This is a genomic window from Mesorhizobium sp. CA4 (assembly GCF_020165075.1).
Taxonomy (GTDB): Bacteria; Pseudomonadota; Alphaproteobacteria; order Rhizobiales; family Rhizobiaceae; genus Mesorhizobium.
Window position 1 is genome coordinate 191,707 of the sequence record NZ_JAIUHK010000006.1, and the last position, 26,900, is coordinate 218,606.

The following is a 26,900-nucleotide window of genomic DNA, read 5'->3' on the forward strand; positions in this document are numbered from 1 at the left end:
TAGGGCGACCCATGGCTGAAACCTCCGTCCGCAACTTCAACATCAACTTCGGTCCGCAGCATCCTGCGGCGCATGGCGTTTTGCGCCTGGTGCTGGAGCTGGATGGCGAGGTGGTCGACCGCGTCGACCCGCATATCGGCCTGCTGCATCGCGGCACCGAGAAGCTGATGGAGGCCAAGACCTATCTGCAGGCCGTGCCTTATCTCGACCGGCTCGATTATTGCGCGCCGATGAACCAGGAGCATGCCTTCGCGCTTGCGGCCGAGCGCCTGCTCGGCGTCGAGGTGCCGAAGCGGGGCCAACTGATCCGCGTGCTCTATTCCGAGATGGGCCGCATCATGTCGCACATCTTGAATGTGACGACGCAGGCGATGGATGTCGGCGCGCTGACGCCGCCGCTTTGGGGCTTCGTCGAGCGCGAAAAGCTGATGGTGTTCTACGAGCGCGCCTCGGGCTCGCGCATGCATGCGGCCTATTTCCGGCCGGGCGGAGTGCACCAGGACCTGCCGCAGAAGCTGGTCGAGGACATCGGCAAGTGGATCGACCCGTTCCTGAAGTCGATCGACGATCTCGACGCGCTCTTGACCGGCAACCGCATTTTCAAGCAGCGCAATGTCGATATCGGCACGGTGTCGCTGGCCGACGCCTGGGCCTGGGGCTTTTCGGGCGTGATGGTGCGCGGCTCGGGCGCCGCCTGGGACCTGCGCAAATCGCAGCCCTATGAATGCTATTCCGAGATGGATTTCGACATTCCGATCGGCAAGAACGGCGACTGCTTCGACCGTTACCTTGTGCGCATGGAAGAGATGCGCCAGTCGGCCAAGATCATGCGCCAGTGCGTCGATCTCTTGCTCGGCAAGGAAAGCGCCGGCCCGGTGTCGAATCTCGACGGCAAGGTGGTGCCACCGAAGCGCGCCGCGATGAAGCGCTCGATGGAAGCGCTGATCCATCACTTCAAGCTCTATACCGAGGGCTATCGCGTGCCGGCCGGCGAGGTCTATGCGGCCGTCGAGGCGCCGAAAGGCGAGTTCGGCGTCTACCTGGTCTCCGACGGCACCAATAAGCCCTACCGCTGCAAGCTGCGCGCGCCTGGTTTCGCGCATCTGCAAGCCATGGATTTCCTGTGCCGCGGCCACATGCTGGCCGACGTCACCGCCGTGCTTGGCTCCCTCGACATCGTGTTTGGTGAGGTCGATCGCTAAATGTCAGTCCGCCGTCTTGCAGAAGCCAGCCTCCAGCCAGCCTCGTTCGCCTTCAGCGAGGCGAACGCGGCAGCCGCCCAGCAGTGGATCGCTAAATACCCGAAGGGGCGCGAGCAGTCGGCCATCATCCCGCTGCTGATGATCGCGCAGGAGCAGGAAGGCTGGGTCACCAAAGCGGCGATCGAGACGATTTCGGACATGCTTGGCATGCCGCGCATCCGTGGCCTCGAAGTCGCGACCTTCTACACGCAGTACCAGCTCAATCCGGTCGGCACGCGCGCCCATATCCAGGTCTGCGGCACCACACCCTGCATGCTGCGCGGCTCCGAAGCGCTGATGGATGTGTGCCGTTCGAAAATCCATCACGACCAGTTCCATACCAACGACAAGGGCACGCTGTCGTGGGAGGAGGTCGAATGCCTCGGCGCCTGCGTCAACGCGCCGATGGTCATGATCTTCAAGGACACTTTCGAGGACCTGACGCCTGAGCGGCTGGCCGAGATCATCGATCTCTACGATGCCGGCAAGGGCGCCGAGGTGAAGCCTGGCCCGCAGAACGGCCGCCACGGGTCCGAGCCGGCTACCGGGCTGACGACGCTGACCAGCGAAAAGGCGATCCTGAAGTCGACGCGCGACAAGGAAGCCAAGGCGGCGGCGAAAGCGGCCAAGGAAGCTCTCGCGTCGGCGCCGGCTGCTGCTCCCGCGGTAGCCCCGGCACCCGCTGCGCCTGCAAGTTCGGCGCCGGCTCCGGCCGCCTCAGGCCCGGTCGGACCGTCAAAATCCAGCAAGCCGAAGACCCATGCGGCTGAAACCAGCCCGGCGCTCAACACGCCGTCGCCGGTCAAGGTCGCCTCGGCCACCGAGAACGGCGCCAGCGTCAGGGCGCCGCGCCATTCGGCTGCCAACGCCAATCAGGCTTCTCCGGAAGTCGAGGCCGTTTCCAAGCCGCGCAGCGGGCCGAAGACGAAGGCCGAACCGGCCACGGCTTTCAAGGTGCCGGAAACCAAGCAGCCCGTCGCCAAGACGGCGAAGCCTTCGCTGGACGACAAGAACCGGCCGGCCGGCATCGAGCGACCTGCCACCGTCGACGATCTCAAGCTGATCTCCGGCGTCGGCCCGAAGATCGAAGGAACCCTGCATTCGCTGGGCATCTACACCTTCGCGCAGGTCGCCTCCTGGAAGAAGGCCGAGCGCGAATGGGTCGACGGCTATCTCAATTTCCGCGGCGGCATCGAGCGCGACGACTGGGTGAAGCAGGCCAAGGCGCTCGCCAAGGGCGGCGTCGCCGAATACATCCGTGTCTTCGGTAAGAAGCCGGTCTGAGGGACGATAAATGCTTCAGGACAAAGACCGCATCTTCACCAACATCTACGGCCTCTTCGACAAGTCGTTGGCCGGCGCGCAGTCGCGCGGCATTTGGGACGATACGCCGGGCCTCATCGCCAAGGGCCGCGACTGGATCGTCAACGAGATGAAGGCGTCGGGCCTGCGCGGGCGCGGCGGCGCCGGCTTCCCGACCGGATTGAAATGGTCGTTCATGCCGAAGCAGAGCGACGGGCGCCCGAGCTATCTGGTCATCAATGCCGACGAATCCGAGCCCGGCACCTGCAAGGACCGCGATATCCTGCGCAACGATCCGCACACGCTGGTCGAAGGCGCGCTGGTCGCCGGCTTCGCCATGGGCGCGATCGCCGCCTACATCTATGTGCGCGGCGAGTTCATCCGCGAGCGCGAGGCGCTGCAGCGCGCCATCGACGAGGCTTATGCAGCCAAGCTGATCGGCAAGAACAACACGTCCGGCTACGATTTCGACATCTACATGCATCATGGCGCCGGCGCCTATATCTGCGGCGAGGAGACTGCGCTGCTCGAAAGCCTCGAAGGCAAGAAGGGCCAGCCGCGGCTGAAGCCGCCATTCCCGGCCAATGTCGGCCTCTATGGCTGCCCGACCACCGTCAACAACGTCGAATCGATCGCGGTGGCGCCGACCATCCTGCGCCGGGGCGCCGCCTGGTTCTCGTCCTTCGGCCGCCCGAACAATGCCGGCACCAAGCTGTTCTGCGTGTCCGGCCACGTCAACAATCCGTGCACTTTCGAAGAAGCGATGTCGATCCCGTTCCGCGAGCTGATCGAGACGCATTGCGGCGGCATTCGCGGCGGCTGGGACAATCTGCTCGCGGTCATTCCGGGCGGCGCTTCGGTGCCGCTGGTGCCGGCCGAGCAGATCATCGATGCGCCGATGGATTTCGACGCGCTGCGCGACTTGAAATCCGGCCTCGGCACGGCGGCTGTCATCGTCATGGACAAGTCGACGGATATCGTGAAGGCGATCGCCAGGCTTTCCTACTTCTACAAGCATGAGAGCTGCGGCCAGTGCACGCCGTGCCGCGAAGGCACCGGCTGGATGTGGCGGGTGATGGAGCGGCTGGTGCGCGGCGAGGCGCAGAAGCGCGAGATCGACATGCTGCTCGACGTCACCAAGCAGGTCGAGGGTCACACGATCTGCGCTCTGGGCGACGCGGCGGCCTGGCCGATCCAAGGCCTGATGCGGCATTTCCGCGGCGAGGTGGAACGTCGCATCGACGAGTTTTCGCGCAACGCGCACCGGGTCGAGCCGGTGATGGTGGCGGCGGAATAAGAATTTCGAAATACGGGCTTGGCCCGAAGACTAAAAAGCAGGGGCGGGGCATACGAAGAAACGACCAGGAGATCTCTATGGCGCTGTATTCGATACCTTACCCGTTCATGCCTGATTTGGACCAACTCGAGAAAATGAACCAGGACCTGACCAAGATGATGCCGAAGGAGATGGCCAGCGCCGTCAACCTTCTGGCGCATCCGGTCGCGGGTGCCGCCGCGATGTCGGCGCTCGGCATCGGTCTGGCCAACCACGCCGTCGGCATGTGGATGGGCGCGTTCACCGGCGCGCTGGAGGCTTCGCAGCGCATGTTCCAGCCTTTCCTCGGCGATCTCGAGGCGCAGCACGAAGCGGCCGCCAACGCCTCCAAGGCGCGCAAGGCGACCGAGACGTTGATCGCCAGAGCTCAGACCTTCGCCCAGGATGTGACCGATATAGCGGCGAACGCGACCGAGAAGGCGCTCGACGCGACCGGGGCCGATATTGTCGCCCAACCGGCCGCAACGGGGCTGATGCCCGAGGATTTCAGGCAGCCGAAGGCAATCGACAAGCCGGCGAAGCCGTCGGACCTGAAGGCGATTTCGGGTATCGGACCGAAGCTGGAAAAGGTGCTCAACGGTCTCGGCATCTGGACCTATGGCCAGATCGCCGCCTGGACGTCGGAAGAGATCGCCTGGGTGGAAGATTACCTGTCGCTCGCCGGCCGCATCGGCCGCGACAACTGGACTGCCCAGGCCGCGGCACTCGCCGCGAAGATGTGAATTGAAATGCCGGGCGCGGCTTCAGTCGCGCCCGGAAGGATAGATTGCGGGACATCCGCAGAGGTTTGAGGCGAATGGCAAAGCTGAAGGTCGACGGGAAAGAGATCACGGTACCCGACCATTACACGCTGCTGCAGGCGGCCGAGGACGCCGGCGCGGAAGTGCCGCGCTTCTGCTTCCACGAGCGGCTGTCGATCGCCGGCAATTGCCGCATGTGCCTGATCGAGGTGAAGGGCGGTCCGCCCAAGCCACAGGCCTCCTGCGCCATGGGCGTGCGCGACCTGCGCCCGGGCCCGAATGGCGAGCCGCCGGAAATCTTCACCAACACGCCGATGGTCAAGAAGGCCCGCGAAGGCGTGATGGAGTTCCTGCTGATCAACCATCCGCTCGATTGCCCGATCTGCGACCAGGGCGGCGAATGCGACCTGCAGGACCAGGCGATGGCCTTCGGCGTCGATTCCTCGCGCTATCACGAGAACAAGCGCGCGGTCGAGGACAAGTATATCGGCCCGCTGGTCAAGACGGTGATGAACCGCTGCATCCATTGCACGCGCTGCGTCCGCTTCACCACCGAGGTCGCCGGCATTTCCGAGCTCGGCCTGATCGGCCGCGGCGAGGATGCCGAGATCACCACCTATCTCGAACAGGCGATGACGTCGGAGCTGCAGGGCAACGTCATCGATTTGTGCCCGGTCGGCGCGCTGACCTCCAAGCCGTTCGCCTTCCAGGCGCGGCCGTGGGAGCTGACTAAGACGGAATCGATCGACGTCATGGATGCCGTCGGCTCGGCGATCCGCGTCGACTCCAGAGGCCGGGAGGTGATGCGCATCCTGCCGCGCGTCAACGAGGCGGTGAACGAGGAGTGGATTTCCGACAAGACCCGCTTCATCTGGGATGGCCTGCGCACGCAGCGCCTCGACCGCCCCTATGTGCGCAAGAACGGCAGGTTTGTTTCGGCGAGCTGGGGGGAAGCCTTCACCGCGATCAGGGACGAGGTTGCAAAGACCGCGCCCGAGCGGATTGGCGCGATCGCCGGCGACCTCGCCGCAGTCGAGGAAATCTACGCGCTCAAGCAGCTGATGGCCGCGCTCGGCTCGAAGAACATCGACTGCCGCCAGGATGGCGCAGCGCTCGATCCCTCGCTCGGCCGCGCCAGCTACATCTTCAACCCGACGATCGAAGGCATCGAGCAGGCCGATGCGGTGCTGATCATCGGCGCCAATCCGCGCTTCGAGGCTTCGGTGCTCAACGCTCGCATCCGCAAGCGCTGGCGCGTCGGCAATCTGCCGGTCGGCGTCATCGGCGAGATCGGCGACACACGCTACGACTATGAGCTGATCGGCGCCGGCCCGGAATCGCTGAAGGACATTGCCGACGGCAACGGCAAGTTCTTCGAGGTGCTGAGCAAGGCCACGCATCCGCTGATCATCGTCGGCCAGGGCGCGCTGGCGCGCTCCGATGGCGCGGCCGTGCTCGGTCTGGCGGCGAAGCTCGCGGCTGCCGTCAACGCGGTCACGGCCGAATGGAACGGCTTTGCGGTGCTGCACAACGCCGCGGCAAGAGTTGGCGGCCTCGATGTCGGCTTCGTGCCGGGTGAGGGCGGCAAGGACGTCGCCGGCATGCTGGGTGACACCGATGTGCTCTTTCTGCTCGGCGCCGACGAGATCGACATGGCCAAGACCGGCGGCGCCTTCGTCGTCTATATCGGCACGCATGGCGATGCCGGCGCGCACCGCGCCAATGTCATCCTGCCGGCCGCGGCCTACACCGAGAAGTCGGGCACCTATGTCAACACGGAAGGCCGCGTGCAGCAGACCAATCGCGCCGGCTTCGCCCCTGGCGAGGCGCGCGAGGACTGGGCGATCCTGCGGGCACTTTCGGATGTGCTCGGCAAGAAGCTGCCCTTCGATTCGCTGGCGCAGCTGCGCGCCAAGCTCTATGGCGAATTCCCGCATCTCGCCCGCATCGACCAGGTGCAGGCCGGCAGTGGCGACGATATCGCCAAGGTGGCGAAGCTCGGCGGCCGGCTGAACAAGGGCACCTTCACCTCGCCGGTGAAGGACTTCTATCTCACCAACCCGATCGCGCGGGCGTCGGCCGTGATGGCCGAATGCTCGGCGCTGGCCAAGAGCGGCTTCAAGCAGGCGGCGGAATAAGCATGGACACCTTCCTCTCAATCTATGTGCTGCCGGCGCTGCTGATCCTTCTGAAGTCGGTCGTGCTGATCGTCGTGCTGCTGATCGGCGTCGCCTACCTGCTCTATGCCGACCGCAAGATCTGGGCAGCAGTGCAGCTGCGTCGCGGCCCGAACGTCGTCGGTCCGTGGGGTACGCTGCAAGCCTTTGCCGACCTTCTGAAATTCGTCTTCAAGGAGCCGGTGATCCCGTCGGGCGCCAACAAGGGCGTGTTCCTTCTGGCGCCGCTGGTGTCCGCGGTGCTGGCGATCTCGGCTTGGGCGGTGGTTCCGGTCAATGAGGGCTGGGCGATCGCCAACATCAATGTCGGCATCCTCTATGTCTTCGCCATCTCCTCGCTCGAGGTCTACGGCGTGATCATGGGTGGCTGGGCGTCGAACTCGAAATACCCGTTCCTCGGCGCCCTGCGCTCGGCCGCGCAGATGGTGTCCTACGAAGTCTCGATCGGCTTTGTCATCGTCACCGTGCTGCTCACCGTCGGCTCGCTCAACCTCTCCGACATCGTCATGTCGCAGCAGGACGGTCTCGGCACCAGGCTCGGCCTGCCCAATACCTTCCTCGACTGGCACTGGCTGTCGCTGTTGCCGATGTTCGTGGTGTTCTTCATCTCCTCGCTTGCCGAGACGAACCGCCCGCCTTTCGACCTGGTGGAAGCAGAATCGGAACTCGTCGCCGGCCATATGGTTGAATATTCGTCGACGCCGTTCCTGCTCTTCTTCCTCGGCGAATATGTCGCCGTCGTGCTGATGTGCGCGCTGGCGACAATCCTGTTTCTCGGCGGCTGGCTGCCGCCGTTCAACTTCGCGCCCTTCACCTGGGTACCGGGGGTGATCTGGTTCGTGCTGAAGATCTGCTTGATGTTCTTCATGTTCTCAATGGTGAAGGCTTTTGTGCCGCGCTACCGCTACGACCAGCTGATGCGGCTGGGCTGGAAAGTCTTCCTGCCGATTTCGCTGTTCATGGTCGTCGCCACCGCGGCCTTCCTCAAGATCACGGGGTTTGCGTGATGTCCGCTCTGGCCCAGGCCGCAAAATCGCTGCTGCTGAAGGATTTCGTCAGCGCCTTCTTCCTGTCGATGCGCCAGTTTTTCGCGCCGAAGGAAACGATCAACTATCCGCATGAGAAGGGGCCGACCAGCCCGCGTTTCCGCGGTGAGCATGCGCTGCGCCGCTATCCGAACGGCGAGGAACGCTGCATCGCCTGCAAGCTTTGCGAGGCGATCTGCCCGGCGCAGGCGATCACCATCGAGGCTGGCCCGCGCCGCAATGACGGCACCCGCCGCACCGTGCGCTACGACATCGACATGGTGAAGTGCATCTATTGCGGCTTCTGCCAGGAAGCCTGCCCGGTCGATGCCATCGTCGAGGGGCCGAATTTCGAATTCGCGACCGAGACGCGCGAGGAGCTTTACTACAACAAGGAAAAGCTGCTCGCGAACGGCGATCGCTGGGAGCGTGAGCTGGTGCGCAACATCGCGCTGGATGCGCCCTATCGCTGACATTTGACGCATGGACGGGGCGAGGGGCTTCGTCCAGAGGACGATCCCGAAAAGTTGCAGACTTTTCGGACAAGATCATCCTCCGGAATGAAAAAGTGGCGCATGTTTCTTTCGATCGGGTCTTTCAACCCGATCGGAACATGCGCTAGGAACACGCAACTTTGCCAGCCGGAGGCGGCGGCGAATATCGGACAAGGGCTCAGGGCCCAATGTCCGGACAGGAACCCCGGGGGAACCCATGCTGAGTGGACTAGAGGCGGCCTTTTTCTACCTCTTCGCCTTTATCGCCGTGGCGTCGGCCTTCATGGTCATTTCGTCGCGCAACCCCGTGCATTCGGTGCTCTTCCTGATCCTCACCTTCTTCAACGCCGCGGGCCTCTTCATGCTGACCGGCGCCGAGTTCCTGGCGATGATCCTGCTCGTGGTCTATGTCGGCGCGGTGATGGTGCTGTTCCTGTTCGTCGTCATGATGCTCGACGTCGACTTCGCCGAGATGAAAGAGGGTGCGCTGCAATACGCGCCGATCGGCGCGCTGGTCGGGCTGATCCTGGCGGCCGAGCTGATCGTCGTGCTCGGCGGCTACACATTCGCGCCGCAGCTTGCCTCGACGGTGGCCAAGGCAACGCCGGATCTCGCCACCCGCTCCAACACGGCGGCGCTCGGCGACATCCTCTATACTGACTACCTCTATTATTTCCAGATTTCCGGCCTTGTGCTGCTGGTCGCCATGATCGGCGCCATCGTGCTGACGCTGCGCCACAAGGAAGGCGTCAAGAGGCAGTCGATCGCCGCGCAGGTCGCCCGCACGCCGGCGACGGGCATGGAAATCCGCAAAGTCAAATCGGGCGAGGGCATCTGAGATGGTCGTCGGCATTGCACATTACCTGACCGTATCGGCGATCCTGTTCACGCTCGGCGTGTTCGGCATCTTCCTGAACCGCCGCAACATCATCGTCATCCTGATGTCGGTCGAGCTCATCCTGCTTGCGGTCAACATCAATTTCGTCGCGTTCTCGGCGGCGCTGCATGACCTCGTCGGACAGGTCTTCGCCCTGTTCGTGCTGACGGTCGCGGCCGCTGAAGCCGCGATCGGTCTTGCCATTCTTGTCGTCTTCTTCCGCAACCGCGGCTCGATCGCGGTCGAAGACGTGAGCGCGATGAAGGGTTGACGGGAACCATCATGTATCAGGCTATCGTCTTCCTTCCGCTGCTTGGCTTCCTGATCGTCGGTCTGTTCGGCAATTCGCTCGGCGCCAAGGCTTCCGAATACATCACCTCCGGCTTCCTAGTGATCGCGGCGGTGCTGTCGTGGGTTGCCTTCTTCACCGTCGGCTTCGGCCATGGCGAGGTGTTCACCGTGCCGGTGCTGCGCTGGATTCAATCGGGCGGCATCGACGCGTCCTGGGCGCTCAGGATCGACACGCTGACGGTGGTGATGCTGATCGTCGTCAACACCGTATCGGCGCTGGTCCACATCTATTCGATCGGCTACATGCACCACGATCCGAACCGGCCGCGCTTCTTCGCCTATCTGTCGCTTTTCACCTTCGCCATGCTGATGCTAGTGACGGCCGACAACCTCATCCAGATGTTCTTCGGCTGGGAAGGCGTCGGTCTTGCTTCCTATCTGCTGATCGGCTTCTGGTACAAGAAGCCGTCGGCCAATGCCGCGGCGATCAAGGCTTTCGTCGTCAACCGCGTCGGCGACTTCGGCTTCGCGCTCGGCATCTTCGGCGTGTTCGTGCTGTTCGGCTCGGTCAATCTGAGCACCGTCTTCGCCAATGCGGCCTCGTTCGTGCCCGCAGAAGGCGCGCCGGCGGGTGTTGCCGTGCTTACCTTCCTTGGCCATGCGCTCGACAAGCAGACGGCGTTGACGGTGGTCTGCCTGCTGCTCTTCATGGGCGCCATGGGCAAGTCGGCGCAGGTGCCGCTGCACACCTGGCTGCCCGACGCCATGGAAGGCCCGACACCGGTCTCCGCGCTCATCCACGCGGCGACTATGGTGACCGCCGGCGTCTTCATGCTGGCGAGGCTGTCGCCGCTGTTCGAGCTTTCGCATACGGCGCTGACCGTCGTCACCTTCATCGGCGCCTTCACCGCCTTCTTCGCGGCGACCGTCGGCCTCGTCCAGAACGACATCAAGCGCGTCATCGCCTATTCGACCTGCTCGCAGCTCGGCTACATGTTCGTGGCGCTCGGCGTCGGCGCTTATGGCGCGGCGATCTTCCATTTGTTCACGCATGCCTTCTTCAAGGCGCTGCTGTTCCTCGGCTCCGGCTCGGTCATCCACGCCGTGTCCGACGAGCAGGACATGCGCAAGATGGGCGGCCTGCGCAGGCTCATCCCGGCGACCTACTGGATGATGATCGTCGGCACGCTGGCGCTGACCGGCGTCGGCATTCCGGCAACGGTGATCGGCACCGCCGGCTTCTTCTCCAAGGATGCCATCATCGCGACCTCCTTTGCCAGCCACAATGCGGTCGCCGGCTTCGCCTTCATCCTGCTGGTGGTCGCCGCCTGCTTCACCAGCTTCTATTCCTGGCGGCTGATCTTCATGACCTTCCACGGCGAGCCGCGCGCCAGCCACGAGGTCATGCACCATGTCCATGAATCGCCGCCGGTGATGCTGGTGCCGCTCTATGTGCTGGCCGCCGGCGCGCTATTCGCGGGCGTTCTCTTCCACGGTGCCTTCATCGGCGAGGGCTATGCTGAATTCTGGAAGGCGTCGCTGTTCACGCTGCCTGACAATCACATCCTGCACGAGATCCACGAGCTGCCGCTCTGGGTGGAACTGGCGCCCTTCGTCGCCATGGTGATCGGCCTCGCGGTGGCCTGGAAATTCTACATCCGCTCGCCAGAACTTCCCCGAAGCGTCGCCGCCAATCATCGGCTGCTTTATGCTTTCCTGCTCAACAAGTGGTATTTCGACGAGCTGTACGACTTCCTGTTCGTGCGGCCGGCGAAGCGCCTCGGCAGGTTCCTGTGGAAGACCGGAGACGGCGCCGTCATCGACGGCCTCGGCCCCGACGGCATCTCGGCGCGCGTCGTCGACGTCACCAACCGCGTCGTCAAGCTGCAGACCGGTTATCTCTATCACTATGCCTTCGCCATGCTGATCGGCGTTGCCGCTCTCGTCACCTGGATGATGCTCTGATGACCGACTGGCCAATTCTCTCGCTGGTCACCTTCCTGCCGCTGGTTGGTGTTCTGCTCATCCTGTTCATCAGCGACGACAGCGAAAACGCGCGCCGCAACATCCGCGCCATCGCCTTCATCACGACAGCGTTCACCTTCGTCGTCTCGCTGTTCATCTGGACGGGCTTCGACAATTCGCAGGCCGGCTTCCAGTTCGTCGAGAAGCACGCCTGGCTGGATTCGGGCATTTCCTACCATATGGGCGTCGACGGCATATCGATGCTGTTCGTCATCCTGACCACCTTCCTGATGCCGCTCTGCATCCTGGCCTCGTGGGATGCGATCGAGAAGCGGGTCAAGGCCTATATGATCGCCTTCCTGATCCTCGAGACGCTGATGATCGGCGTGTTCTGCGCGCTCGACATCGTCCTGTTCTACGTCTTCTTCGAGGCCGGCCTGATCCCGATGTTCATCATCATCGGCGTCTGGGGCGGCAAGCGGCGCGTCTATGCCTCGTTCAAGTTCTTCCTCTATACGCTCGCCGGCTCGGTGCTGATGCTGCTCGCCATCATGGCGATGTTCTTCCAGTCGGGTACGACCGATATACCGACGCTGTTGACGCATCACTTCCCGGCCAACATGCAGACCTGGTTATGGCTCGCCTTCTTCGCCTCCTTCGCGGTGAAGATGCCGATGTGGCCGGTGCATACCTGGCTGCCCGACGCGCATGTCGAGGCGCCGACCGCGGGCTCCGTCATCCTGGCCGGCATCCTCCTGAAGATGGGCGGGTACGGTTTCCTACGGTTCTCGCTGCCGATGTTCCCGGAAGCGTCGGCGATGTTTGCGCCGCTCGTGTTCACGCTCTCGGTCGTTGCCATCATCTACACCTCGCTGGTGGCGCTGATGCAGGAGGACATGAAGAAGCTGATCGCGTATTCGTCGGTCGCCCATATGGGCTTCGTCACCATGGGCATCTTCGCGATGAACCAGGAAGGCGTGCAGGGCGCGATCTTCCAGATGCTCAGCCACGGCCTCGTCTCGGGCGCGCTGTTCCTGTGCGTCGGCGTCATCTATGACCGCATGCATACGCGCGAGATCGACGCCTATGGCGGCCTCGTCAACAACATGCCGAAATACGCCACGGTGTTCATGATCTTCACCATGGCCAATGTCGGTCTTCCCGGCACCAGCGGGTTCGTGGGCGAGTTCCTGACTATGCTCGGCGTGTTCAAGGTCAACACCTGGGTGGCGTTCTTCGCCGCCACCGGCGTCATCCTGTCGGCGGCCTACGCGCTGTGGCTTTACCGCCGGGTGATCTTCGGCGCGCTGACCAAGGACAGCTTGAAGAACCTGCTGGATCTCTCGCCGCGCGAGAAGGCGATCGTCTATCCGCTGGTGGTGCTGGTCATCTTCTTCGGCGTCTATCCGGCGCCGGTGTTCGACGCGACGGCCCAATCGGTCAAGACGCTCGTCACCAACGTCACCGCATCCATCAATTCCGCGCAGACCGCGGCGGCGAACTGACTGGGGAATAGACATGACGCCGGACCTTCTCTCCAGCCTTTCGCTCTCGACGCCGGAACTGATCCTCGCCGTCGGTGCGCTGGTGCTCCTGATGATCGGGGCCTATTCGCGCTCCAACAGCACCATGACCGTGACCGGCCTGGCCGTCATCGTGCTGGTGGTGACCGGCCTGTGGCTCGCCTTCTCCGGCACGCAGGGCGCTGCTTATGGCGGCGCCTTCGTGCAGGATTCCTTCAGCGCCTTCATGAAGATGCTGGCGCTGATCGGCTCGGCGGTGACGCTGGTCATGTCGATGCGCTTTGCGCGCCAAGAACATTTCGACAAGTTCGAATTCCCGGTTCTGGTGCTCTTGTGCACGCTCGGCATGATGCTGATGATCTCGGCCAACGGCATGATCGGGCTCTATCTCGGGCTTGAGCTGCAGTCGCTGGCGATCTATGTGCTGGCGGCGATCAACCGCGACAATCTGCGTTCGACCGAGGCGGGTCTGAAATATTTCGTCCTCGGCGCGCTGTCGTCGGGCATGCTGCTTTACGGCATCAGCCTCGTCTACGGCTACACCGGCAACACCGGCTTCCAGGAGATCGCAACGGCGCTTGGCAGCGGCGAGCGTCAGCTCGGCCTGGTCTTCGGCCTGGTGTTCGTGCTTGCCGGCCTCGCCTTCAAGATTTCGGCCGTGCCGTTCCATATGTGGACGCCGGACGTGTATGAGGGCGCGCCGACGCCGATCACCGCCTTCTTAGCCGCCGCGCCGAAGATGGCGGCGATGGCGCTGATCGTGCGCGTCACCATGGGCGCCTTCAAGCCGATCGCCTCGGACTGGCAGCAGATCGTCGTCTTCATCTCGATCGCCTCGATGGCGCTTGGCGCTTTCGCGGCCATTGGCCAGACCAACATCAAGCGCCTGATGGCCTATTCCTCGATCGGCCATATGGGCTACGCGCTGGTCGGCCTTGCCGCCAACAGCCAGGCCGGCGTGCGCGGCGTCGCCATCTACATGCTGATCTATCTGGTGATGACGCTCGGCACCTTCGCCTTCATCCTCGCCATGCGGCGCAAGGAAGGCAATGTCGAGCAGATCAGCGATCTCTCCGGTCTCGCCTCGACCAACCCGATCATGGCCACCATCCTCACCATCCTGATGTTCTCGCTGGCCGGCATCCCGCCGCTCGCCGGCTTCTGGGGGAAGTGGTACGTGTTCCTGGCCGCCATCAACGCGCATCTCTACGCGTTGGCGATCATCGGCGTGCTGGCCTCGGTGGTGGGCGCCTATTATTACCTGCGCATCATCAAGATCATGTGGTTTGACGAGCCCGTCGGCGGCTTCGTGCCGATGGCGAGCGAGCTGCGCCTGGTGCTCGGCGTCAGCGGCGCCTTCGTGCTGTTCTATGTGCTGATCGGCGGGCCGATCGGCAATTATGCCGAAGCCGCCGCGAAGACCTTCTTCTGACGGGATGGCGTTTCGACTGGCTCCAACGGCGGCGTCGGAGGGGTTCCGGCTCGAGGCGCATGACAGCGTCGGCTCCACCAATGCGCTGGCGCTGGAACACGCGCGCGCCGGCGATCCCGGCAAGCTCTGGGTCGTTTCGAAGAAGCAGGAGAGCGGTCGCGGCCGGCGTGGCCGTGCCTGGGCGACGCCGGAAGGCAATCTCGCGGCGACGCTGCTCCTGGTTCCCGGCGGCGAGCTTCGGCTGGCCGCGACGCTCGGCTTCGTCGCGGGGCTTGCGCTGGCCGACACGCTCGACGCCGTCGTGCCGAAAGGCCGGATCGCCGTCGCCCTGGATGGCGCAGGCCAGGGCCGCAACCGCTTCGAATTGAAATGGCCGAACGACGTGCTGGCCTCTGGCGCCAAGCTTGCCGGCATCCTGTTGGAGTCGGCGATGCTCGATGGCGGGCGCTTTGCCGTCGCTATCGGCATCGGCGTCAATGTCGTGGCTTATCCTGAGGATTTGCCTTATCCGGCGACGTCGCTGCAGGCGCTCGGCGCCACTTGCGATGCCGAAACGCTGTTCCTGGCGCTTTCGGATGCCTGGAGCGAGAATGCCAGGCTGTGGGATGATGGGCGCGGGCTCGATGCCATCAGAAAGCGCTGGCTTGCCCGCGCGGCAGGGCTCGGCGGCGAGGTTGCTGTCAGAATTGACGGCAATGTGGTGCGCGGCGTCTTCGAAACCATTGACGAGGACTGCCGTTTTGTGATCCGCGACGATGATGGATCGGTTTTGACGATCGCGGCCGGCGACGTGCATTTCGGCGCGGTTGCCTCGGCCCGGGTATAATTTTGTTTTTGTGCAATTCCGGACGGAAAGCCGTGACGCGCTTTTCCCGGAATTGCGCCAACGGCTTGGCCAAAGCGGCCAGGAAGGAAAGAATTGATGGCGAATAGAGAAAACGCCGAGCTCGTCTTCGCGCCGCTGGGCGGCGTCGGCGAGATCGGCATGAACTTCGCCCTTTATGGCTATGGGCCTGCCGACGCACGCGAATGGATCATCGTCGATGTAGGCGTGACCTTCCCCGACAGCGCGCATCCCGGCGTCGACCTGATCCTGCCCGATACGCGCTTCATCGAGGAGAATATCGACGGGCTGCGCGGCATCGTCATCACCCACGCGCATGAAGACCATTACGGCGCGCTGCTCGATATCTGGCCGAAGCTCAAGGCGCCGGTCTGGATGACGCCGTTCACCGCCGGCCTGCTCGAGGCCAAGCGGCAGGGCGAACAGGGCGCGCCGAAGATCCCGGCGTCGATCTATCGGGCCGGCGAGAAATTCACCATCGGGCCTTTCGAGATCGAGGCCATTCCGGTGGCGCACTCGATCCCCGAGCCGATGTCGCTGGCGATCACCACGCCCGCCGGCACCGTCATCCACACCGGCGACTGGAAGATCGACCCGGCGCCGACGATCGGCCCGAAGACCGACGAGGCACGCTTCCGCGCCTATGGCGACAAGGGCGTGCTGGCGCTGATCTGCGATTCCACCAACGCGCTGAGGGAAGGGGAGTCGCCGTCGGAAGTCGCTGTCGGCGAGGGTCTCAAGGGCGTCATCGAGAGTGCGAAGGGACGCGTCGCGGTCACCACCTTCTCCTCCAATGTCGGGCGCATCGTCTCGATCGCCAGGGCGGCACGCGATGCCGGCCGGCAGTGCCTGGTGCTCGGCCGTTCGCTGAAGCGCGTTATCGATGTGGCGGGCGAGCTCGGCTACATGGACGGGCTGCCGGAGTTCATCGCCGAGGAGGACTATGGCTATATCCCGCGCGAGAACCTGGTGATCATCTGCACCGGCAGCCAGGGCGAGCCGCTGGCTGCCCTTGCCAAGCTTTCGCGTGACGAGATGAAGTCGGTGGCGCTGACGGCCGGCGACACGGTGGTGTTTTCCTCGCGCACCATTCCCGGCAACGAAAAAGGAATTCTCGAGATCAAGAACCGGCTGATCGATCTCGGCATGAAGATCATCGAGGACGGCGACGCGCTGGTGCATGTCTCCGGCCACCCGCGCCGCAGCGAATTGCGCAAGATGTATGAATGGGTCCGGCCGCAGATCGGCGTTCCCGTGCATGGCGAGGCGGCGCATCTGGTGGCGCAGGGCTCGCTTATGTCGATGTCGGGCATCGGCCAGGTGGCGCAGGTGCGCGACGGCGACATGCTGAGGCTATGGCCTGGTCCTGCGACGATCATCGACCAGGTGCCGTTCGGCCGGCTCTACAAGGACGGCCTGTTGATCGGCACCGACCAGGCGATGGGGATACGCGACCGCCGCAAGCTTTCCTTCGCCGGGCATGTCGCGGTCAACGTCGTGCTCGACGACAAATATGAGCTTGCCGGTGACCCTGATCTGGTGGCGATCGGCGTCGCGGAGGCGGATGCCCGCGGCGAGACGCTGGAGGACCTGATGCTCGATGCGGCAATCGGCGCGGTGGACTCCATTCCGCGCCAGCGCCGAAAAGACCTCGACCTGGTGCAGGAGGCGGTGCGTCGCGCCGTGCGCGGCGCCGCCAACGAAGCCTGGGGCAAGAAGCCGCTGGTGACGGTATTCGTCACGCGGTGACGAATGAGGAGTAGGGCAGTAGGGCAGTAGCGAAGGACGAGCAATTGCCTATTTTTCCCCTATTCCCCTACTGCCCTACTCCCCTATTCCCCTAAAGCGGAGCGCTTGATGCTTGGACGCCTGAACCATGTCGCGCTTGCCGTGCCGGATCTGGCCGCGGCGGTGGCTGCCTATCGCGATGTGCTGGGCGCGCGGCTGAGCGAGCCGCAGGCGCTGCCGGAGCATGGCGTGACCGTGGTGTTCGTCGATGTCGGCAACACCAAGATCGAGTTGCTGGAGCCGCTGGGCGAGACGTCGCCCATCGCGGCTTTCCTCGAGAAGAACCCTTCGGGCGGCATGCATCACGTCTGCTATGAGGTCGACGATATCATGGCTGCCCGGGATCATTTGAAAGCAAGCGGCGCGCGCGTGCTGGGCGACGGCAATCCGAAGATCGGCGCGCATGGCAAGCCGGTGCTGTTCCTGCATCCCAAGGATTTCTTCGGCACGCTGGTCGAACTGGAGCAGGCATGAACTGGATCCTGTTCGCCGCGCTGTTCTTCGTCACCTGGTGGCTGGTTCTGTTCGTTGTTCTGCCGTTCAGCCTGCGCACGCAGGACGACGATCAGGATGTCACGCTGGGCACCGTTTCCAGCGCTCCGCGCGGACCGCACATGTTGCGCGCTTTCACCCGCGCGACGATCGTGACGGTGGTCGTCATGGGCATTCTCTACGGTCTTACGATAGGGCTGGGATTCAGCTTCGACGACATCATGCGGATCATGCCGGACTTTAGTCCGAATGCCCATCACTGACGCCGAGAATACAGTCTCCCGAAGTATTAAGCAGCATACGCGCGCCAAAGTTGAATTCGGAAGCCGGCTTCCGAATTCGGTGGCTAACGAATGGCGATGCTGTTTGGCAGATGGTCGTGCTAAGCAGATGATTGCACAAAAAAAATGCAAGGCACGAGGCCTTGCAATTTAAACGCGTCCGATCCGTTTCCGGTGTCCGGCGGCAGCGAGTTACCGCGCCTAGATCGCATCCTCCCAAGACTTTGACCGCGTAGGAGAGCAGATTTTTCTCCGCCCTCTCGGTTATCGGCGCACACTAGACCAGGGCAGGTGAAAATGTCACGAAGAATTTTGCCCCGAAACGGGCAATATCGTGCTGCACTGCACAATAGTGCGGCAGGGCTTGCTTGTGAATCGATCAAATAGCGATTTGCGGCACTTCGCGGCCAAAATCGCCTTTTTGGTAAGGTGCAGAAGGCCCGATACTTTGGGGCACTCGGGTTTCCATTCGGCCTTGAAATGGCTATGAAGCCCGGGCAAGCAGCCTGAGGCGCGCCGATTCCCCGCGCCGCCATTTCACTCACGGACCAGTTCATGCGTTTGTCGCGCTACTTCCTGCCCATTCTCAAAGAAAATCCCCGCGAGGCCGAGATCGTCTCGCACCGGCTGATGCTGCGCGCCGGCATGATCCGCCAGCAGGGGCAGGGCAGCTTTTCGTGGCTGCCGTTGGGCAAGCGCGTGCTGGACAAGGTCTGCCAGATCATCCGCGAGGAACAGAACCGCGCCGGCGCGCTGGAAATCCTGATGCCGACCATCCAGTCGGCGGATCTGTGGCGCGAAAGCGGCCGCTACAACGACTACGGCAAGGAGATGCTGCGCATCAAGGACCGCCAGGACCGCGACATGCTCTACGGGCCGACCAACGAAGAGATGGTCACCGAGATTTTTCGCGCTTACGTGAAGTCCTATAAGGACCTGCCGCTCAATCTTTACCACATCCAGTGGAAGTTCCGCGACGAGGTGCGTCCGCGTTTCGGCGTCATGCGCAGCAGAGAATTCCTGATGAAGGACGCCTATTCGTTCGACCTCGATTTCGAGGGCGCCAAGGCCGCCTACAACCGTATGTTCGTCTCCTACCTCAGGACGTTCACACGCATGGGCCTGCAGGCCATTCCAATGCGGGCCGATACCGGTCCGATCGGCGGCGACCTCAGCCATGAGTTCATCATCCTGGCCGAAACCGGCGAGAGCCAGGTGTTCTGCGACCGCGCCTATCTCACGCTCGACGTGCCGGGCGCCGGAACGAACTTCTCAAACGACGCCGAGATCGGCGATATCGTGAAGAAGTGGACGACGCCTTATGCCGCCACCGACGAGATGCATGACGAGGCGGCCTGGGCGAACGTTCCGCCAAGCGAGCAGGTCTCGGCGCGCGGCATCGAGGTCGGCCACATCTTCCATTTCGGCGAGAAATACTCCAAGCCGATGAACGCCAAGGTGACCGGACCCGACGGCAAGGATCACTTCGCCTCTGGCGGCTCCTACGGCATCGGTCCGTCGCGGCTGGTCGCGGCGATCATCGAGGCGAGCCATGACGAGAACGGCATCATCTGGCCGGAAGCGGTGGCGCCCTTCGATATCGGCTTGATCAACATGAAGGTCGGCGACGGCGAATGCGACCGCGTCTGCGCCGAGCTCTATACGGCTCTGACTTCGGCGGGCAAGGACGTGCTTTATGACGACACCGACCAGCGTCCCGGCGGCAAATTCGCCACCGCCGACCTGATCGGCCTGCCGTGGCAGGTGATCGTCGGCCCGCGCGGCGTGGCCGCCGGCGAGGTCGAGATCAAGAACCGCAAATCGGGCGAGCGCGAGACGCTGCCGATCGCCGAGGCCAAGAAGCGTCTGGGTATCGCCGCATGAGTAAGCCGGCGGCAGCGGCCAGATCAGCGGCAGGCGCTTTCTCCGGCTTCGAGCGCATGGTGGCGTGGCGTTACCTGCGCTCGCGCCGCAAGGAGACGGTGATCTCGGTCATCGCCTCGATCTCTTTCCTCGGCATCATGCTCGGCGTCGCGACGCTGATCGTCGTCATGGCCGTAATGAACGGGTTCCGCGCCGAATTGCTGACCCGCATCCTCGGCGTCAACGGCCATCTCATCGTGCAGCCGCTCGATTCGCCCCTGGAGGATTACGCCCAGGTGGCGAACCGCATCAACGGCGTCGCGGGCGTCAAATACGCCATCCCGCTGATCGACGGCCAGGTCCTGGCGCAAGGCAATGTCGGCGGCGGCACGGGCGCCTTGGTGCGGGGCATCCGCGGCGAGGACCTCGGCAAGATTTCGATCGTCGCCAGCAACATCAAGCAGGGCACGCTTGACGGTTTCGACACCGGCGACGGCGTGGCGATCGGCAAGCGCATGGCCGAAAGCCTCGGGCTGGTGCTCGGCGACACCATCACGCTGATCTCGCCGGACGGCGACGTGACGCCGCTCGGCACCACGCCGCGCATGAAGGGCTATAAGGTGGCGGCGATCTTCGAGGTCGGCATGTCGGAATATGACAGCTCGATCGTCTACATGCCGTTTTCGGAAGCGCAGCTCTATTTAAACATGGACGGGCGCGCGCAGACCATCGAGATCTATGTCGACAATCCCGACAATGTCGATGCGCTGAAGCCGCTGGTCGAGCAGGCGGCGCAGCGGCCGGTCGAGCTCGTCGACTGGCGCCAGCGCAACGAGACCTTCTTCTCGGCGCTGCAGGTCGAGCGCAACGTCATGTTCATGATTCTCACGCTGATCGTGCTGGTGGCGGCGCTCAACATCATTTCCGGCCTCATCATGCTGGTGAAGGACAAGGGCCACGACATCGCCATCCTGCGCACGATGGGCGCCTCGCGCGGCGCGATCCTGCGCATCTTCCTGATGACGGGCGCTGCGATCGGCGTCACCGGCACGATCGCCGGCGTTCTGCTCGGCGTCGTCATCTGCCTAAACATCGAATCGATCCGCCAGTTCTTCTCCTGGATGACCGGCAGGATCCTGTTCAATCCCGAGCTCTATTTCCTCAGCCAGTTGCCGGCGAAGATGGATCCGCGCGAGACGACGTATGTCGTCATCATGGCGCTTGGCCTGTCGTTCCTCGCGACGGTGTTCCCGGCTTGGCGTGCCGCCCGGCTCGATCCCGTCGAAGCCTTGAGGTACGAATGATGGCCGAGGCCATTATCGAGTTGAAGGGCGTCGAGCGGCACTATGTCCAGGGGCCGCGCAAGCTTACCATTCTGAACGGCGCCGATTTTTCGCTCAGGCGCGGCGAGATGGTGGCGCTGGTGGCGCCGTCGGGCACCGGCAAGTCGACCCTTTTGCACACGGCCGGCCTGCTGGAGCGCCCCGACGCGGGTGACGTGATCCTTGCCGGCCGTGCCTGCGGACGGCTGTCGGACGAGGAGCGCACCGCGATCCGCCTCAACGATGTCGGCTTCGTCTATCAGTTCCATCATTTGCTGCCGGAGTTCTCCGCGCTCGAAAACATCATGATGCCGCAGCTGATTAAGGGGCTCGGCCGCAAGGAAGCATCCGAGCGGGCGGTGCAGCTTCTCGACTATATGCAGATCGGCAAGCGCGCGCAGCACCGGCCGGCCGAGCTTTCCGGCGGCGAGCAGCAGCGCGTCGCCATTGCCCGCGCCGTCGCCAACGCGCCGCTGGTGCTCCTGGCCGACGAGCCGACCGGCAATCTCGATCCGGTCACCGCTTCCTATGTCTTCGATGCGCTGGAGGCGCTGGTCAGGCAGTCGGGCCTCGCGGCGCTGATCGCCACCCACAACCACGAGCTCGCCGGACGCATGGACCGGCGGGTGACGTTGGCCGAGGGCAAGGTCGTGCCGCTCTAAGGCCAAACCGATATTCGGATAAGGCTGGCCTGCGGACGGCAGGTTCCTGCGCTTCCGGTACTCACGTACTTTAAGTACGCTCCGTTCCGGCCTTCGCCGGCCGAAGCCCTCATAAGTGTCTTTGCTTTATGAAGGCTACGGCCGGCGTAGGCCGGTTCTCGGAAACTACCGTCCTCGGCTCAGCCTGATCCGAATCTTGGCTTGCCCTGGCTCTGCGCAAAGAGCCTAATCCGCCGGCCACAGCGCCTGCCAGAGGCGTTGGCGATCGGCCTTGATCACGCGGCTGACGGTGACCGTGCGCAATCCGAGCGGCACGGTCATCAAAAGGAAGATCAGTCCGAGATTGCCGGCCACGAGGGTGACCGACACTTGCCTTGGCTCTCTGTCTTGAAGGAGCAGCCTGGCGTCAGCCCGGCCAAGAAAGACTTAACAATAATGGACGGGCTCTTGCCCGTCCCAGGCGGGCTTTGCCTGTCCTACGAGCGGTCTTGTTACCGGCCCGAACAACGGGCGGGCCGTTGCCCGTCCCGGTAGCGGCGAAGCCGCCCGATCACATGGCGCCGATCCAAATCGCCATGGAAACGAGAAAGGTGCTCATGCAAACCAGCGAGACGACATCCTGAACCAGATCAGACATAACAGCCTCCGTTGTTGGAATGTTCGTAATTTGTTCTAATTTTGTTCGAATGTCAACGACCGCCTGGGTGCGCCAGATTGATTTCGGGCGATCCGTTTGGGCAGGGTTAAGGAAAGGTTGACGCCATTCGGCGGCAATGCGGGATGGTCCGGCGAAATCCTCTCCGCCGAGCCCTTGGACGGCGAAGGGACGGCGCTGGTCAGATTGTCCTGGCGAGAGGGTTGCCTCAGCCGACCTTGCGAGCAGGCTCCGCAGCCGGAACAGCGGCAGGCCCGAACAGATCCTCGAAAGCGGATTTCAGCGCCAGGTCGAGATCGGCCATGGTGACGGGAATGCCAAGATCGACGAGGCTGGTCACGCCATGGTCCGAGACGCCGCAGGGCACGATGCCGCTGAAATGGCCGAGATCCGGCTCGACATTGATGGCGATGCCGTGAAAGCTCACCCAGCGCCGCAGCCGGATACCGATGGCCGCGATCTTGTCTTCGGCGGGTGAGCCGTCGGGCAGGGCCGGCCGGTCCGGCCGTACCACCCAGACGCCGACACGATCCTCGCGCCGCTCGCCGCGCACGTTGAAGGCGGCGAGCGTGGCGATGATCCATTGCTCCAGCGCCGCGACGAAGGCGCGCACATCCTCGCGCCGGCGCTTCAGGTCGAGCATCACATAGGCCACGCGCTGGCCGGGACCGTGATAGGTGTATTCGCCGCCGCGGCCCGCGGCAAAGACGGGAAAGCGGTCGGGATCGATCAGGTCTTCAATTCGCGCGCTGGTTCCGGCGGTGTAGAGCGGCGGATGCTCGACCAACCAGACCATCTCGCCGGCGGCACCGCTGCGGATCGCCTCCGCGCGTGCCTCCATGAAGGCGAGCGCATCCGGATAGGACGTAAGGCCGGGTTCGATCACCCATTCCACCGGCGCCGAACCAGGCAGGGGAAGGAACGACGTGGCGATCTGGCTGCGTTCTGTCATGGAACTTTCTCGATGCTGCTCTCATATGGCGGCAATCGGCCAAAACGTCCAGTTCCGCCAACGTGAAGCCGGGCCACGGTGGCTTGTGCCAGCCGCTGTGTCCGATGCACGTCGGCCTCCCAAAACCGCTGTGCAGTTGTGGGTGATACGCATTCGCGAATATTCCGCTCAGCGCACTTGTTTCGCCGGAAACGATTTGCTACAGGCCCCGGGCCGGACGGTTCCGGCTCCTACCACGTGCGGTCGTGGCGGAATTGGTAGACGCGCAGCGTTGAGGTCGCTGTGGGGCAACCCGTGGAAGTTCGAGTCTTCTCGACCGCACCATTCTCCCTGACCCTGTAGAATTGGCATCGGCGCGACCGTTCTCGTTGCTGCCTGCGGTTCATTGGATCAAAGTCAAGCGGCGGCGGGCGATGAGACCACACCGCCGAAGGCTTTGACGCGAGGCGATCCCGGCAACTCGGCAAACGGTGCCTACCCCGTCCACCCCAGTCCAGCCGAGATGCAGTTGATCGACACCAGCAGGGCGTCGGTCGCCCGCTTCTGATCTGCGCCCGTGCTTGTCCGGACCTCACGCAGCAGCTCGATCTGCAGCCGGTGAATATCGTCCATCTGCCGGCGCAGATTGTCGAAACGCCGCTTGAACATCGGGAAGCGGGCGGAAAGATCGCCTCCCGTGAGGTCGCCGATCAGGCGCCGTGTCAGCTCGTATTCGGCGGCGATGCGGGCGTGGATTCGTCGCGCGGCATCGCCGTCGGATACCAGGCCGGCATAGAGCCGCGCGATTTCCATGTCGGATTGGTAGAGCGTCTTCTCGGCCTCGTCGACGATCAGGCGGAAGAAGCGCGAGTGCTCGAACATGCGGGCCAGAAGCTCGCGCCCGGCCTCGCCGCGCACCGTGACGAAGGCGTTCAACGCGCTGCCGATGCCATACCAGCCGGTCAGCAGATGTCGGTTCTGGCTCCAGGCGAACACCCATGGAATGGCGCGTAGGTCGGCAATGCCGCTGGCGCCGAAGCGACGATCCGGGCGTGAGCCCATTTTCAAGAGCGCCAGTTCCGCGACCGGGCTCGCCTGGTTGAAATAGTCGAGGAAGCCCGGCTCGGCCATCAATCCGGCGTAGGACGCCTGCGACATGCCCGCCAGCGCTTCCAGCGCTTCGTCGAACTCCGGCGTCTCCTTAGGCCTAGCATTGCCGGTGGATCGGACACCATGCGCCAGCACGGCGGCGGCGAGAACCTCGAGCTGGTTGAGGCCGGTGCCGCGATTGGCGAATTTCGACGACACGACCTCGCCCTGCTCGGTCACCCGCATGGATCCGGCGACGGTGCCCTGCGGCTGCGCCGCGATCGCCCGGCCGGTCGGCGCGCCGCCGCGGCTGACGGAGCCGCCGCGGCCGTGAAAGAAGCTGATCCTGGTGTTGTGCTTGCGGCCGATGGCGGCGAGGCGCTTTTGCGCTTTGGCCAACTCCCAATTCGAAGCGAGGAAGCCGCCATCCTTGTTGGAATCCGAATAGCCAAGCATGATTTCCTGGCGCGCGCCGAAATCGCGCACCGTCCGCCGCACCAGCGAGACGCCGAGCAACCCGTTCAGGATGGCAGGGGCTGCCTGCAGATCGGCGATGGTCTCGAACAACGGCACGATCCGCAGCCTGATCGTGCCGCCGCCACCGGGCGCGGTCGACAGTCCGCAATATTGCGCCAGCAGGTAGACCGCGAGCAGATCGTCGGCCGAGCGGGTCATGCTGAGCACGAAAGAGCCGACCGCATCGGCATCGGGGCCCGAGATCTGCTTGGCGATAACCGAGAATGTCGAAAGCAGCTCGGCTGCTTCGGGCGAGAGCCGTCTTTCGTCGATCTCCAGCCGCTCACCCTGGCTCAGCGCCGCGCGAATACGCGCCGACCATTGCGGCGTGCCGGGGGCGACGGGATCGGCCGGATCGGTCAGCGCGAACAGTTCGGCCAGCACTCGGTTGACGACCGTGGAGTTCTGCCGGATGTCGAGCGCGACCGTGCGGAAACCGAAGCTTCCGACCTGCCAAAGCAGCGGCTGGACGAAACGCCTGGCCACCGCGCGCCCTCCGATCGCTTCCAGAACCGAAGACAGCGCGTTGAGATCGGCCCGAAACGCCTCCGCCGAGAGGTACGCCGCCTTGCCGCCGTCGCGCGTGGCGACCAGTCGGGCAAGCAGGGCCGAAGCGAACTGGCGGAGCGGTTCGTCAGGGTTGCGCGCGGCGATCGCTTGCGACTCTCCGCTCCTCTCAAGCGCTGATTGCAGCACCTGCTTAAAACTGGCCGGCAGCTCGATGACGTTCGTGCTGGCGCTGAGCACCGACACCAGCCGCTGCAGCTGCGCCAGATACCAGCCTATGGCGGTGTTGCGGTATTCGGCCATGGCGTAGGCGGTGACTTCGGCCGTCACATTCGGATTGCCGTCGCGGTCGCCGCCGATCCACGAGGCATAGCGCATGAAGGAGGGAATTTTGATTGGCTCGCCGGGATAGTGACGCTCGAAAGCGTCCTGAAGCTTGCCATAGAGCTGCGGCGTTGCCTCGAAGATGACTTCGCGGAAGAAATGCAGTCCCCAGGCGATCTCGCGCTCGACCGTCGGGCGCTCCAGCCGCAGCTCGCCCGTCATCCACAAAAGCTCGATCTCGCTCTCCAGGTCGGCGACCAGGAGATCGCGTTCGCGCGGCGCCCAGCGCGGCTGGTCGAGCTCGGTCAGCTTGCGATAGATTCGGCGGTGGATCTCCAGCACGGTGACGCGTTTTGCCTCCGTCGGATGCGCGGTCATGGTCGGGCCGACGCAAAGTTCGTCGAGCGCCGCCTGAGCTTCGGCCGCCGAGTGGCCGTTCGCTGCCATCTCGGCAATCACGCTGGCGAACGACCCAGGCACTTCGTCGGCGCCCGCGCCTTGCTCGAGCTCGCGCCGCGCCCGCATGGCAAGCAACTCGTCGGCAATCGCCAGCAACTGAAACCAGACGCCGCTCGCCTGAAGCGCCGGGATGCGCTGCTCGAGGGCCAGCGAGACGAGCGACCTGCGGCCGCTCAGGACTGCGGCGATCTCGGGCTCGCGTGCGCTCGCGACCTGAAGCAGCAGGCGCAACAGCAGGCTGCGCTCGTCCTCACGAAACTTGATGGGTTTGCTCTGTTCCAAAGCCGCTGGTCCGAACGTTCGTCGATCGCCGCTGTAGCCGCGCTAAGTGTTCGCAATTCCCGACAAAAATTGCTGCGCAGTTTCTTCGAATTGCTTTTTTGCCAAGGCGGCGTCGACCGCAAGGCGAGCCGATCGGGGGCCGGCGATCGCGAAGATCGCCGGCACGAGACTGGCTTCACTTTCTGCTTCCCCGACTTTCGCCTGGTCGGCCGTCAAGCCGCCTTCTTCGTCCGTGCCAGCGTATCGGCCACCACTTCGCCGAAGGACGCAGGGGTCGGCACGATGACGACGCCGGCTTCCTTGAGGATCTCGACCTTTTCCTGCGCCGACTCGCCGAACGCGGAGATGATGGCGCCGGCATGGCCCATGCGGCGGCCTTTCGGGGCGGAGAGGCCGGCGATGTAGGCGATCAGCGGCTTCCTCATATTGTCGCGCGCCCAGATCGCGGCTTCGGCTTCCTGCGGGCCGCCGATCTCGCCGAT

Annotated in this window: 23 protein-coding genes, 1 tRNA gene and 1 pseudogene; 20 read left to right on the forward strand and 5 right to left on the reverse strand. The window is 63.8% G+C overall.

The window, feature by feature from the left end; translation table 11 throughout:
• Positions 1 to 11 precede the first annotated feature (11 nt).
• From LB528_RS07655 to LB528_RS07745, 19 genes are all read left to right on the forward strand, one after another.
• Positions 12 to 1,202: an NADH-quinone oxidoreductase subunit D gene (locus LB528_RS07655; protein WP_224516290.1), complete on the forward strand. Its 1,191-nt coding sequence runs from the start codon at positions 12 to 14 to the stop codon at positions 1,200 to 1,202.
• Positions 1,203 to 2,525 (forward strand): NADH-quinone oxidoreductase subunit E, encoded by a 1,323-nt coding sequence (locus tag LB528_RS07660; RefSeq protein ID WP_224714400.1) that lies wholly within the window; start codon positions 1,203 to 1,205, stop codon positions 2,523 to 2,525.
• Positions 2,526 to 2,535: 10 nt separating this feature from the next.
• On the forward strand, positions 2,536 to 3,840 hold the full coding sequence (gene nuoF, locus LB528_RS07665) for an NADH-quinone oxidoreductase subunit NuoF (RefSeq protein ID WP_224516288.1): 1,305 nt from the start codon (positions 2,536 to 2,538) through the stop codon (positions 3,838 to 3,840).
• 77 nt (positions 3,841 to 3,917) lie between these two features.
• Positions 3,918 to 4,601 (forward strand): NADH-ubiquinone dehydrogenase, encoded by a 684-nt coding sequence (locus tag LB528_RS07670; RefSeq protein ID WP_224714401.1) that lies wholly within the window; start codon positions 3,918 to 3,920, stop codon positions 4,599 to 4,601.
• A gap of 74 nt (positions 4,602 to 4,675) precedes the next feature.
• Positions 4,676 to 6,757, forward strand: coding sequence for an NADH-quinone oxidoreductase subunit NuoG (gene nuoG / locus LB528_RS07675; RefSeq protein ID WP_224714402.1), 2,082 nt, complete (start codon positions 4,676 to 4,678; stop codon positions 6,755 to 6,757).
• A 2-nt stretch (positions 6,758 to 6,759) separates the two neighbouring features.
• The gene (gene nuoH, locus LB528_RS07680) at positions 6,760 to 7,803 is read left to right on the forward strand and encodes an NADH-quinone oxidoreductase subunit NuoH (RefSeq protein WP_224714403.1); all 1,044 of its coding nucleotides are present in this window, start codon (positions 6,760 to 6,762) and stop codon (positions 7,801 to 7,803) included.
• Positions 7,803 to 8,294: an NADH-quinone oxidoreductase subunit NuoI gene (nuoI, locus tag LB528_RS07685; protein ID WP_224714404.1), complete on the forward strand. Its 492-nt coding sequence runs from the start codon at positions 7,803 to 7,805 to the stop codon at positions 8,292 to 8,294. Before nuoH ends, nuoI begins: the two co-directional genes overlap by 1 nt.
• 238 nt (positions 8,295 to 8,532) lie before the next feature.
• Positions 8,533 to 9,153, forward strand: a complete 621-nt coding sequence (locus LB528_RS07690; RefSeq protein ID WP_140545674.1) for an NADH-quinone oxidoreductase subunit J — start codon at positions 8,533 to 8,535, stop codon at positions 9,151 to 9,153.
• Between the two features lies 1 nt (position 9,154).
• Positions 9,155 to 9,463: an NADH-quinone oxidoreductase subunit NuoK gene (nuoK, locus tag LB528_RS07695; protein WP_040982022.1), complete on the forward strand. Its 309-nt coding sequence runs from the start codon at positions 9,155 to 9,157 to the stop codon at positions 9,461 to 9,463.
• Positions 9,464 to 9,474: 11 nt separating this feature from the next.
• The gene (nuoL, locus tag LB528_RS07700) at positions 9,475 to 11,448 is read left to right on the forward strand and encodes an NADH-quinone oxidoreductase subunit L (RefSeq protein WP_224714405.1); all 1,974 of its coding nucleotides are present in this window, start codon (positions 9,475 to 9,477) and stop codon (positions 11,446 to 11,448) included.
• Entirely contained in the window at positions 11,448 to 12,953 is a 1,506-nt protein-coding gene (locus tag LB528_RS07705; protein ID WP_224516282.1) for an NADH-quinone oxidoreductase subunit M, read from the forward strand. Before nuoL ends, LB528_RS07705 begins: the two co-directional genes overlap by 1 nt.
• 13 nt (positions 12,954 to 12,966) lie before the next feature.
• On the forward strand, positions 12,967 to 14,403 hold the full coding sequence (gene nuoN / locus LB528_RS07710) for an NADH-quinone oxidoreductase subunit NuoN (protein WP_224714406.1): 1,437 nt from the start codon (positions 12,967 to 12,969) through the stop codon (positions 14,401 to 14,403).
• Positions 14,404 to 14,407: 4 nt separating this feature from the next.
• On the forward strand, positions 14,408 to 15,229 hold the full coding sequence (locus LB528_RS07715) for a biotin--[acetyl-CoA-carboxylase] ligase (protein WP_224714407.1): 822 nt from the start codon (positions 14,408 to 14,410) through the stop codon (positions 15,227 to 15,229).
• A 96-nt stretch (positions 15,230 to 15,325) separates the two neighbouring features.
• Positions 15,326 to 16,996: a ribonuclease J gene (locus LB528_RS07720; protein WP_224714408.1), complete on the forward strand. Its 1,671-nt coding sequence runs from the start codon at positions 15,326 to 15,328 to the stop codon at positions 16,994 to 16,996.
• A gap of 108 nt (positions 16,997 to 17,104) precedes the next feature.
• Positions 17,105 to 17,509 carry a methylmalonyl-CoA epimerase gene (mce, locus tag LB528_RS07725; protein ID WP_224714409.1) on the forward strand — a complete coding sequence of 135 codons (405 nt, stop codon included), beginning with the start codon at positions 17,105 to 17,107 and terminating at the stop codon, positions 17,507 to 17,509.
• Complete coding sequence (locus tag LB528_RS07730; protein ID WP_224714410.1) at positions 17,506 to 17,790, forward strand: DUF1467 family protein; 285 nt, start codon at positions 17,506 to 17,508, stop codon at positions 17,788 to 17,790. The genes mce and LB528_RS07730 overlap by 4 nt, the downstream gene beginning before the upstream one ends.
• Positions 17,791 to 18,363: 573 nt before the next feature.
• Entirely contained in the window at positions 18,364 to 19,692 is a 1,329-nt protein-coding gene (proS, locus tag LB528_RS07735) for a proline--tRNA ligase (RefSeq protein WP_224714411.1), read from the forward strand.
• Positions 19,689 to 20,975 carry a lipoprotein-releasing ABC transporter permease subunit gene (locus LB528_RS07740; protein WP_224714412.1) on the forward strand — a complete coding sequence of 429 codons (1,287 nt, stop codon included), beginning with the start codon at positions 19,689 to 19,691 and terminating at the stop codon, positions 20,973 to 20,975. Before proS ends, LB528_RS07740 begins: the two co-directional genes overlap by 4 nt.
• Positions 20,972 to 21,655: an ABC transporter ATP-binding protein gene (locus LB528_RS07745; RefSeq protein WP_224714413.1), complete on the forward strand. Its 684-nt coding sequence runs from the start codon at positions 20,972 to 20,974 to the stop codon at positions 21,653 to 21,655. Before LB528_RS07740 ends, LB528_RS07745 begins: the two co-directional genes overlap by 4 nt.
• A 225-nt stretch (positions 21,656 to 21,880) precedes the next feature.
• Here LB528_RS07745 and LB528_RS07750 read toward each other — a convergent pair whose 3' ends face one another.
• Both LB528_RS07750 and lipB read right to left on the reverse strand, forming a co-directional pair.
• A complete protein-coding gene (locus LB528_RS07750) occupies positions 21,881 to 22,024 on the reverse strand; it encodes a hypothetical protein (RefSeq protein ID WP_224516273.1) in 144 nt (47 codons plus the stop codon).
• 494 nt (positions 22,025 to 22,518) lie between these two features.
• Positions 22,519 to 23,262 carry a lipoyl(octanoyl) transferase LipB gene (gene lipB, locus LB528_RS07755; RefSeq protein WP_224516272.1) on the reverse strand — a complete coding sequence of 248 codons (744 nt, stop codon included), beginning with the start codon at positions 23,260 to 23,262 and terminating at the stop codon, positions 22,519 to 22,521.
• A gap of 239 nt (positions 23,263 to 23,501) precedes the next feature.
• On the opposite strand from lipB, the gene LB528_RS07760 reads away from it, so the two are divergent.
• Positions 23,502 to 23,586 (forward strand) — tRNA-Leu (locus LB528_RS07760).
• Between the two features lie 150 nt (positions 23,587 to 23,736).
• On the opposite strand, the gene LB528_RS07765 is transcribed toward LB528_RS07760, so the two are convergent.
• The 3 genes and pseudogenes from LB528_RS07765 to LB528_RS07775 form a co-directional block, all read right to left on the reverse strand.
• Positions 23,737 to 26,418: a phosphoenolpyruvate carboxylase gene (locus tag LB528_RS07765; RefSeq protein WP_224714414.1), complete on the reverse strand. Its 2,682-nt coding sequence runs from the start codon at positions 26,416 to 26,418 to the stop codon at positions 23,737 to 23,739.
• A 42-nt stretch (positions 26,419 to 26,460) separates the two neighbouring features.
• On the reverse strand, positions 26,461 to 26,634 hold the full coding sequence (locus LB528_RS07770) for a hypothetical protein (RefSeq protein ID WP_224714415.1): 174 nt from the start codon (positions 26,632 to 26,634) through the stop codon (positions 26,461 to 26,463).
• Positions 26,631 to 26,900, reverse strand: a pseudogene (locus tag LB528_RS07775) (succinate--CoA ligase subunit alpha); the annotation flags it as partial. The pseudogene LB528_RS07775 and the gene LB528_RS07770, both read right to left, overlap by 4 nt.

Bases quoted from the DNA above. Each gene is read 5' to 3' on its own strand.
- nuoH (WP_224714403.1), top strand. From the start codon at position 6,760: ATGGACACCTTCCTCTCAATCTATGTGCTGCCGGCGCTGCTGATCCTT.
- LB528_RS07660 (WP_224714400.1), top strand. From the start codon at position 1,203: ATGTCAGTCCGCCGTCTTGCAGAAGCCAGCCTCCAGCCAGCCTCGTTC.
- nuoG (WP_224714402.1), top strand. From the start codon at position 4,676: ATGGCAAAGCTGAAGGTCGACGGGAAAGAGATCACGGTACCCGACCAT.
- nuoN (WP_224714406.1), top strand. From the start codon at position 12,967: ATGACGCCGGACCTTCTCTCCAGCCTTTCGCTCTCGACGCCGGAACTG.
- LB528_RS07730 (WP_224714410.1), top strand. From the start codon at position 17,506: ATGAACTGGATCCTGTTCGCCGCGCTGTTCTTCGTCACCTGGTGGCTG.
- mce (WP_224714409.1), top strand. From the start codon at position 17,105: ATGCTTGGACGCCTGAACCATGTCGCGCTTGCCGTGCCGGATCTGGCC.
- LB528_RS07715 (WP_224714407.1), top strand. From the start codon at position 14,408: ATGGCGTTTCGACTGGCTCCAACGGCGGCGTCGGAGGGGTTCCGGCTC.
- proS (WP_224714411.1), top strand. From the start codon at position 18,364: ATGCGTTTGTCGCGCTACTTCCTGCCCATTCTCAAAGAAAATCCCCGC.
- nuoF (WP_224516288.1), top strand. From the start codon at position 2,536: ATGCTTCAGGACAAAGACCGCATCTTCACCAACATCTACGGCCTCTTC.
- LB528_RS07690 (WP_140545674.1), top strand. From the start codon at position 8,533: ATGCTGAGTGGACTAGAGGCGGCCTTTTTCTACCTCTTCGCCTTTATC.
- LB528_RS07740 (WP_224714412.1), top strand. From the start codon at position 19,689: ATGAGTAAGCCGGCGGCAGCGGCCAGATCAGCGGCAGGCGCTTTCTCC.
- LB528_RS07745 (WP_224714413.1), top strand. From the start codon at position 20,972: ATGATGGCCGAGGCCATTATCGAGTTGAAGGGCGTCGAGCGGCACTAT.
- LB528_RS07705 (WP_224516282.1), top strand. From the start codon at position 11,448: ATGACCGACTGGCCAATTCTCTCGCTGGTCACCTTCCTGCCGCTGGTT.
- nuoL (WP_224714405.1), top strand. From the start codon at position 9,475: ATGTATCAGGCTATCGTCTTCCTTCCGCTGCTTGGCTTCCTGATCGTC.
- LB528_RS07655 (WP_224516290.1), top strand. From the start codon at position 12: ATGGCTGAAACCTCCGTCCGCAACTTCAACATCAACTTCGGTCCGCAG.
- lipB (WP_224516272.1), bottom strand. From the start codon at position 23,262: ATGACAGAACGCAGCCAGATCGCCACGTCGTTCCTTCCCCTGCCTGGT.
- nuoI (WP_224714404.1), top strand. From the start codon at position 7,803: ATGTCCGCTCTGGCCCAGGCCGCAAAATCGCTGCTGCTGAAGGATTTC.
- LB528_RS07720 (WP_224714408.1), top strand. From the start codon at position 15,326: ATGGCGAATAGAGAAAACGCCGAGCTCGTCTTCGCGCCGCTGGGCGGC.
- LB528_RS07670 (WP_224714401.1), top strand. From the start codon at position 3,918: ATGGCGCTGTATTCGATACCTTACCCGTTCATGCCTGATTTGGACCAA.
- nuoK (WP_040982022.1), top strand. From the start codon at position 9,155: ATGGTCGTCGGCATTGCACATTACCTGACCGTATCGGCGATCCTGTTC.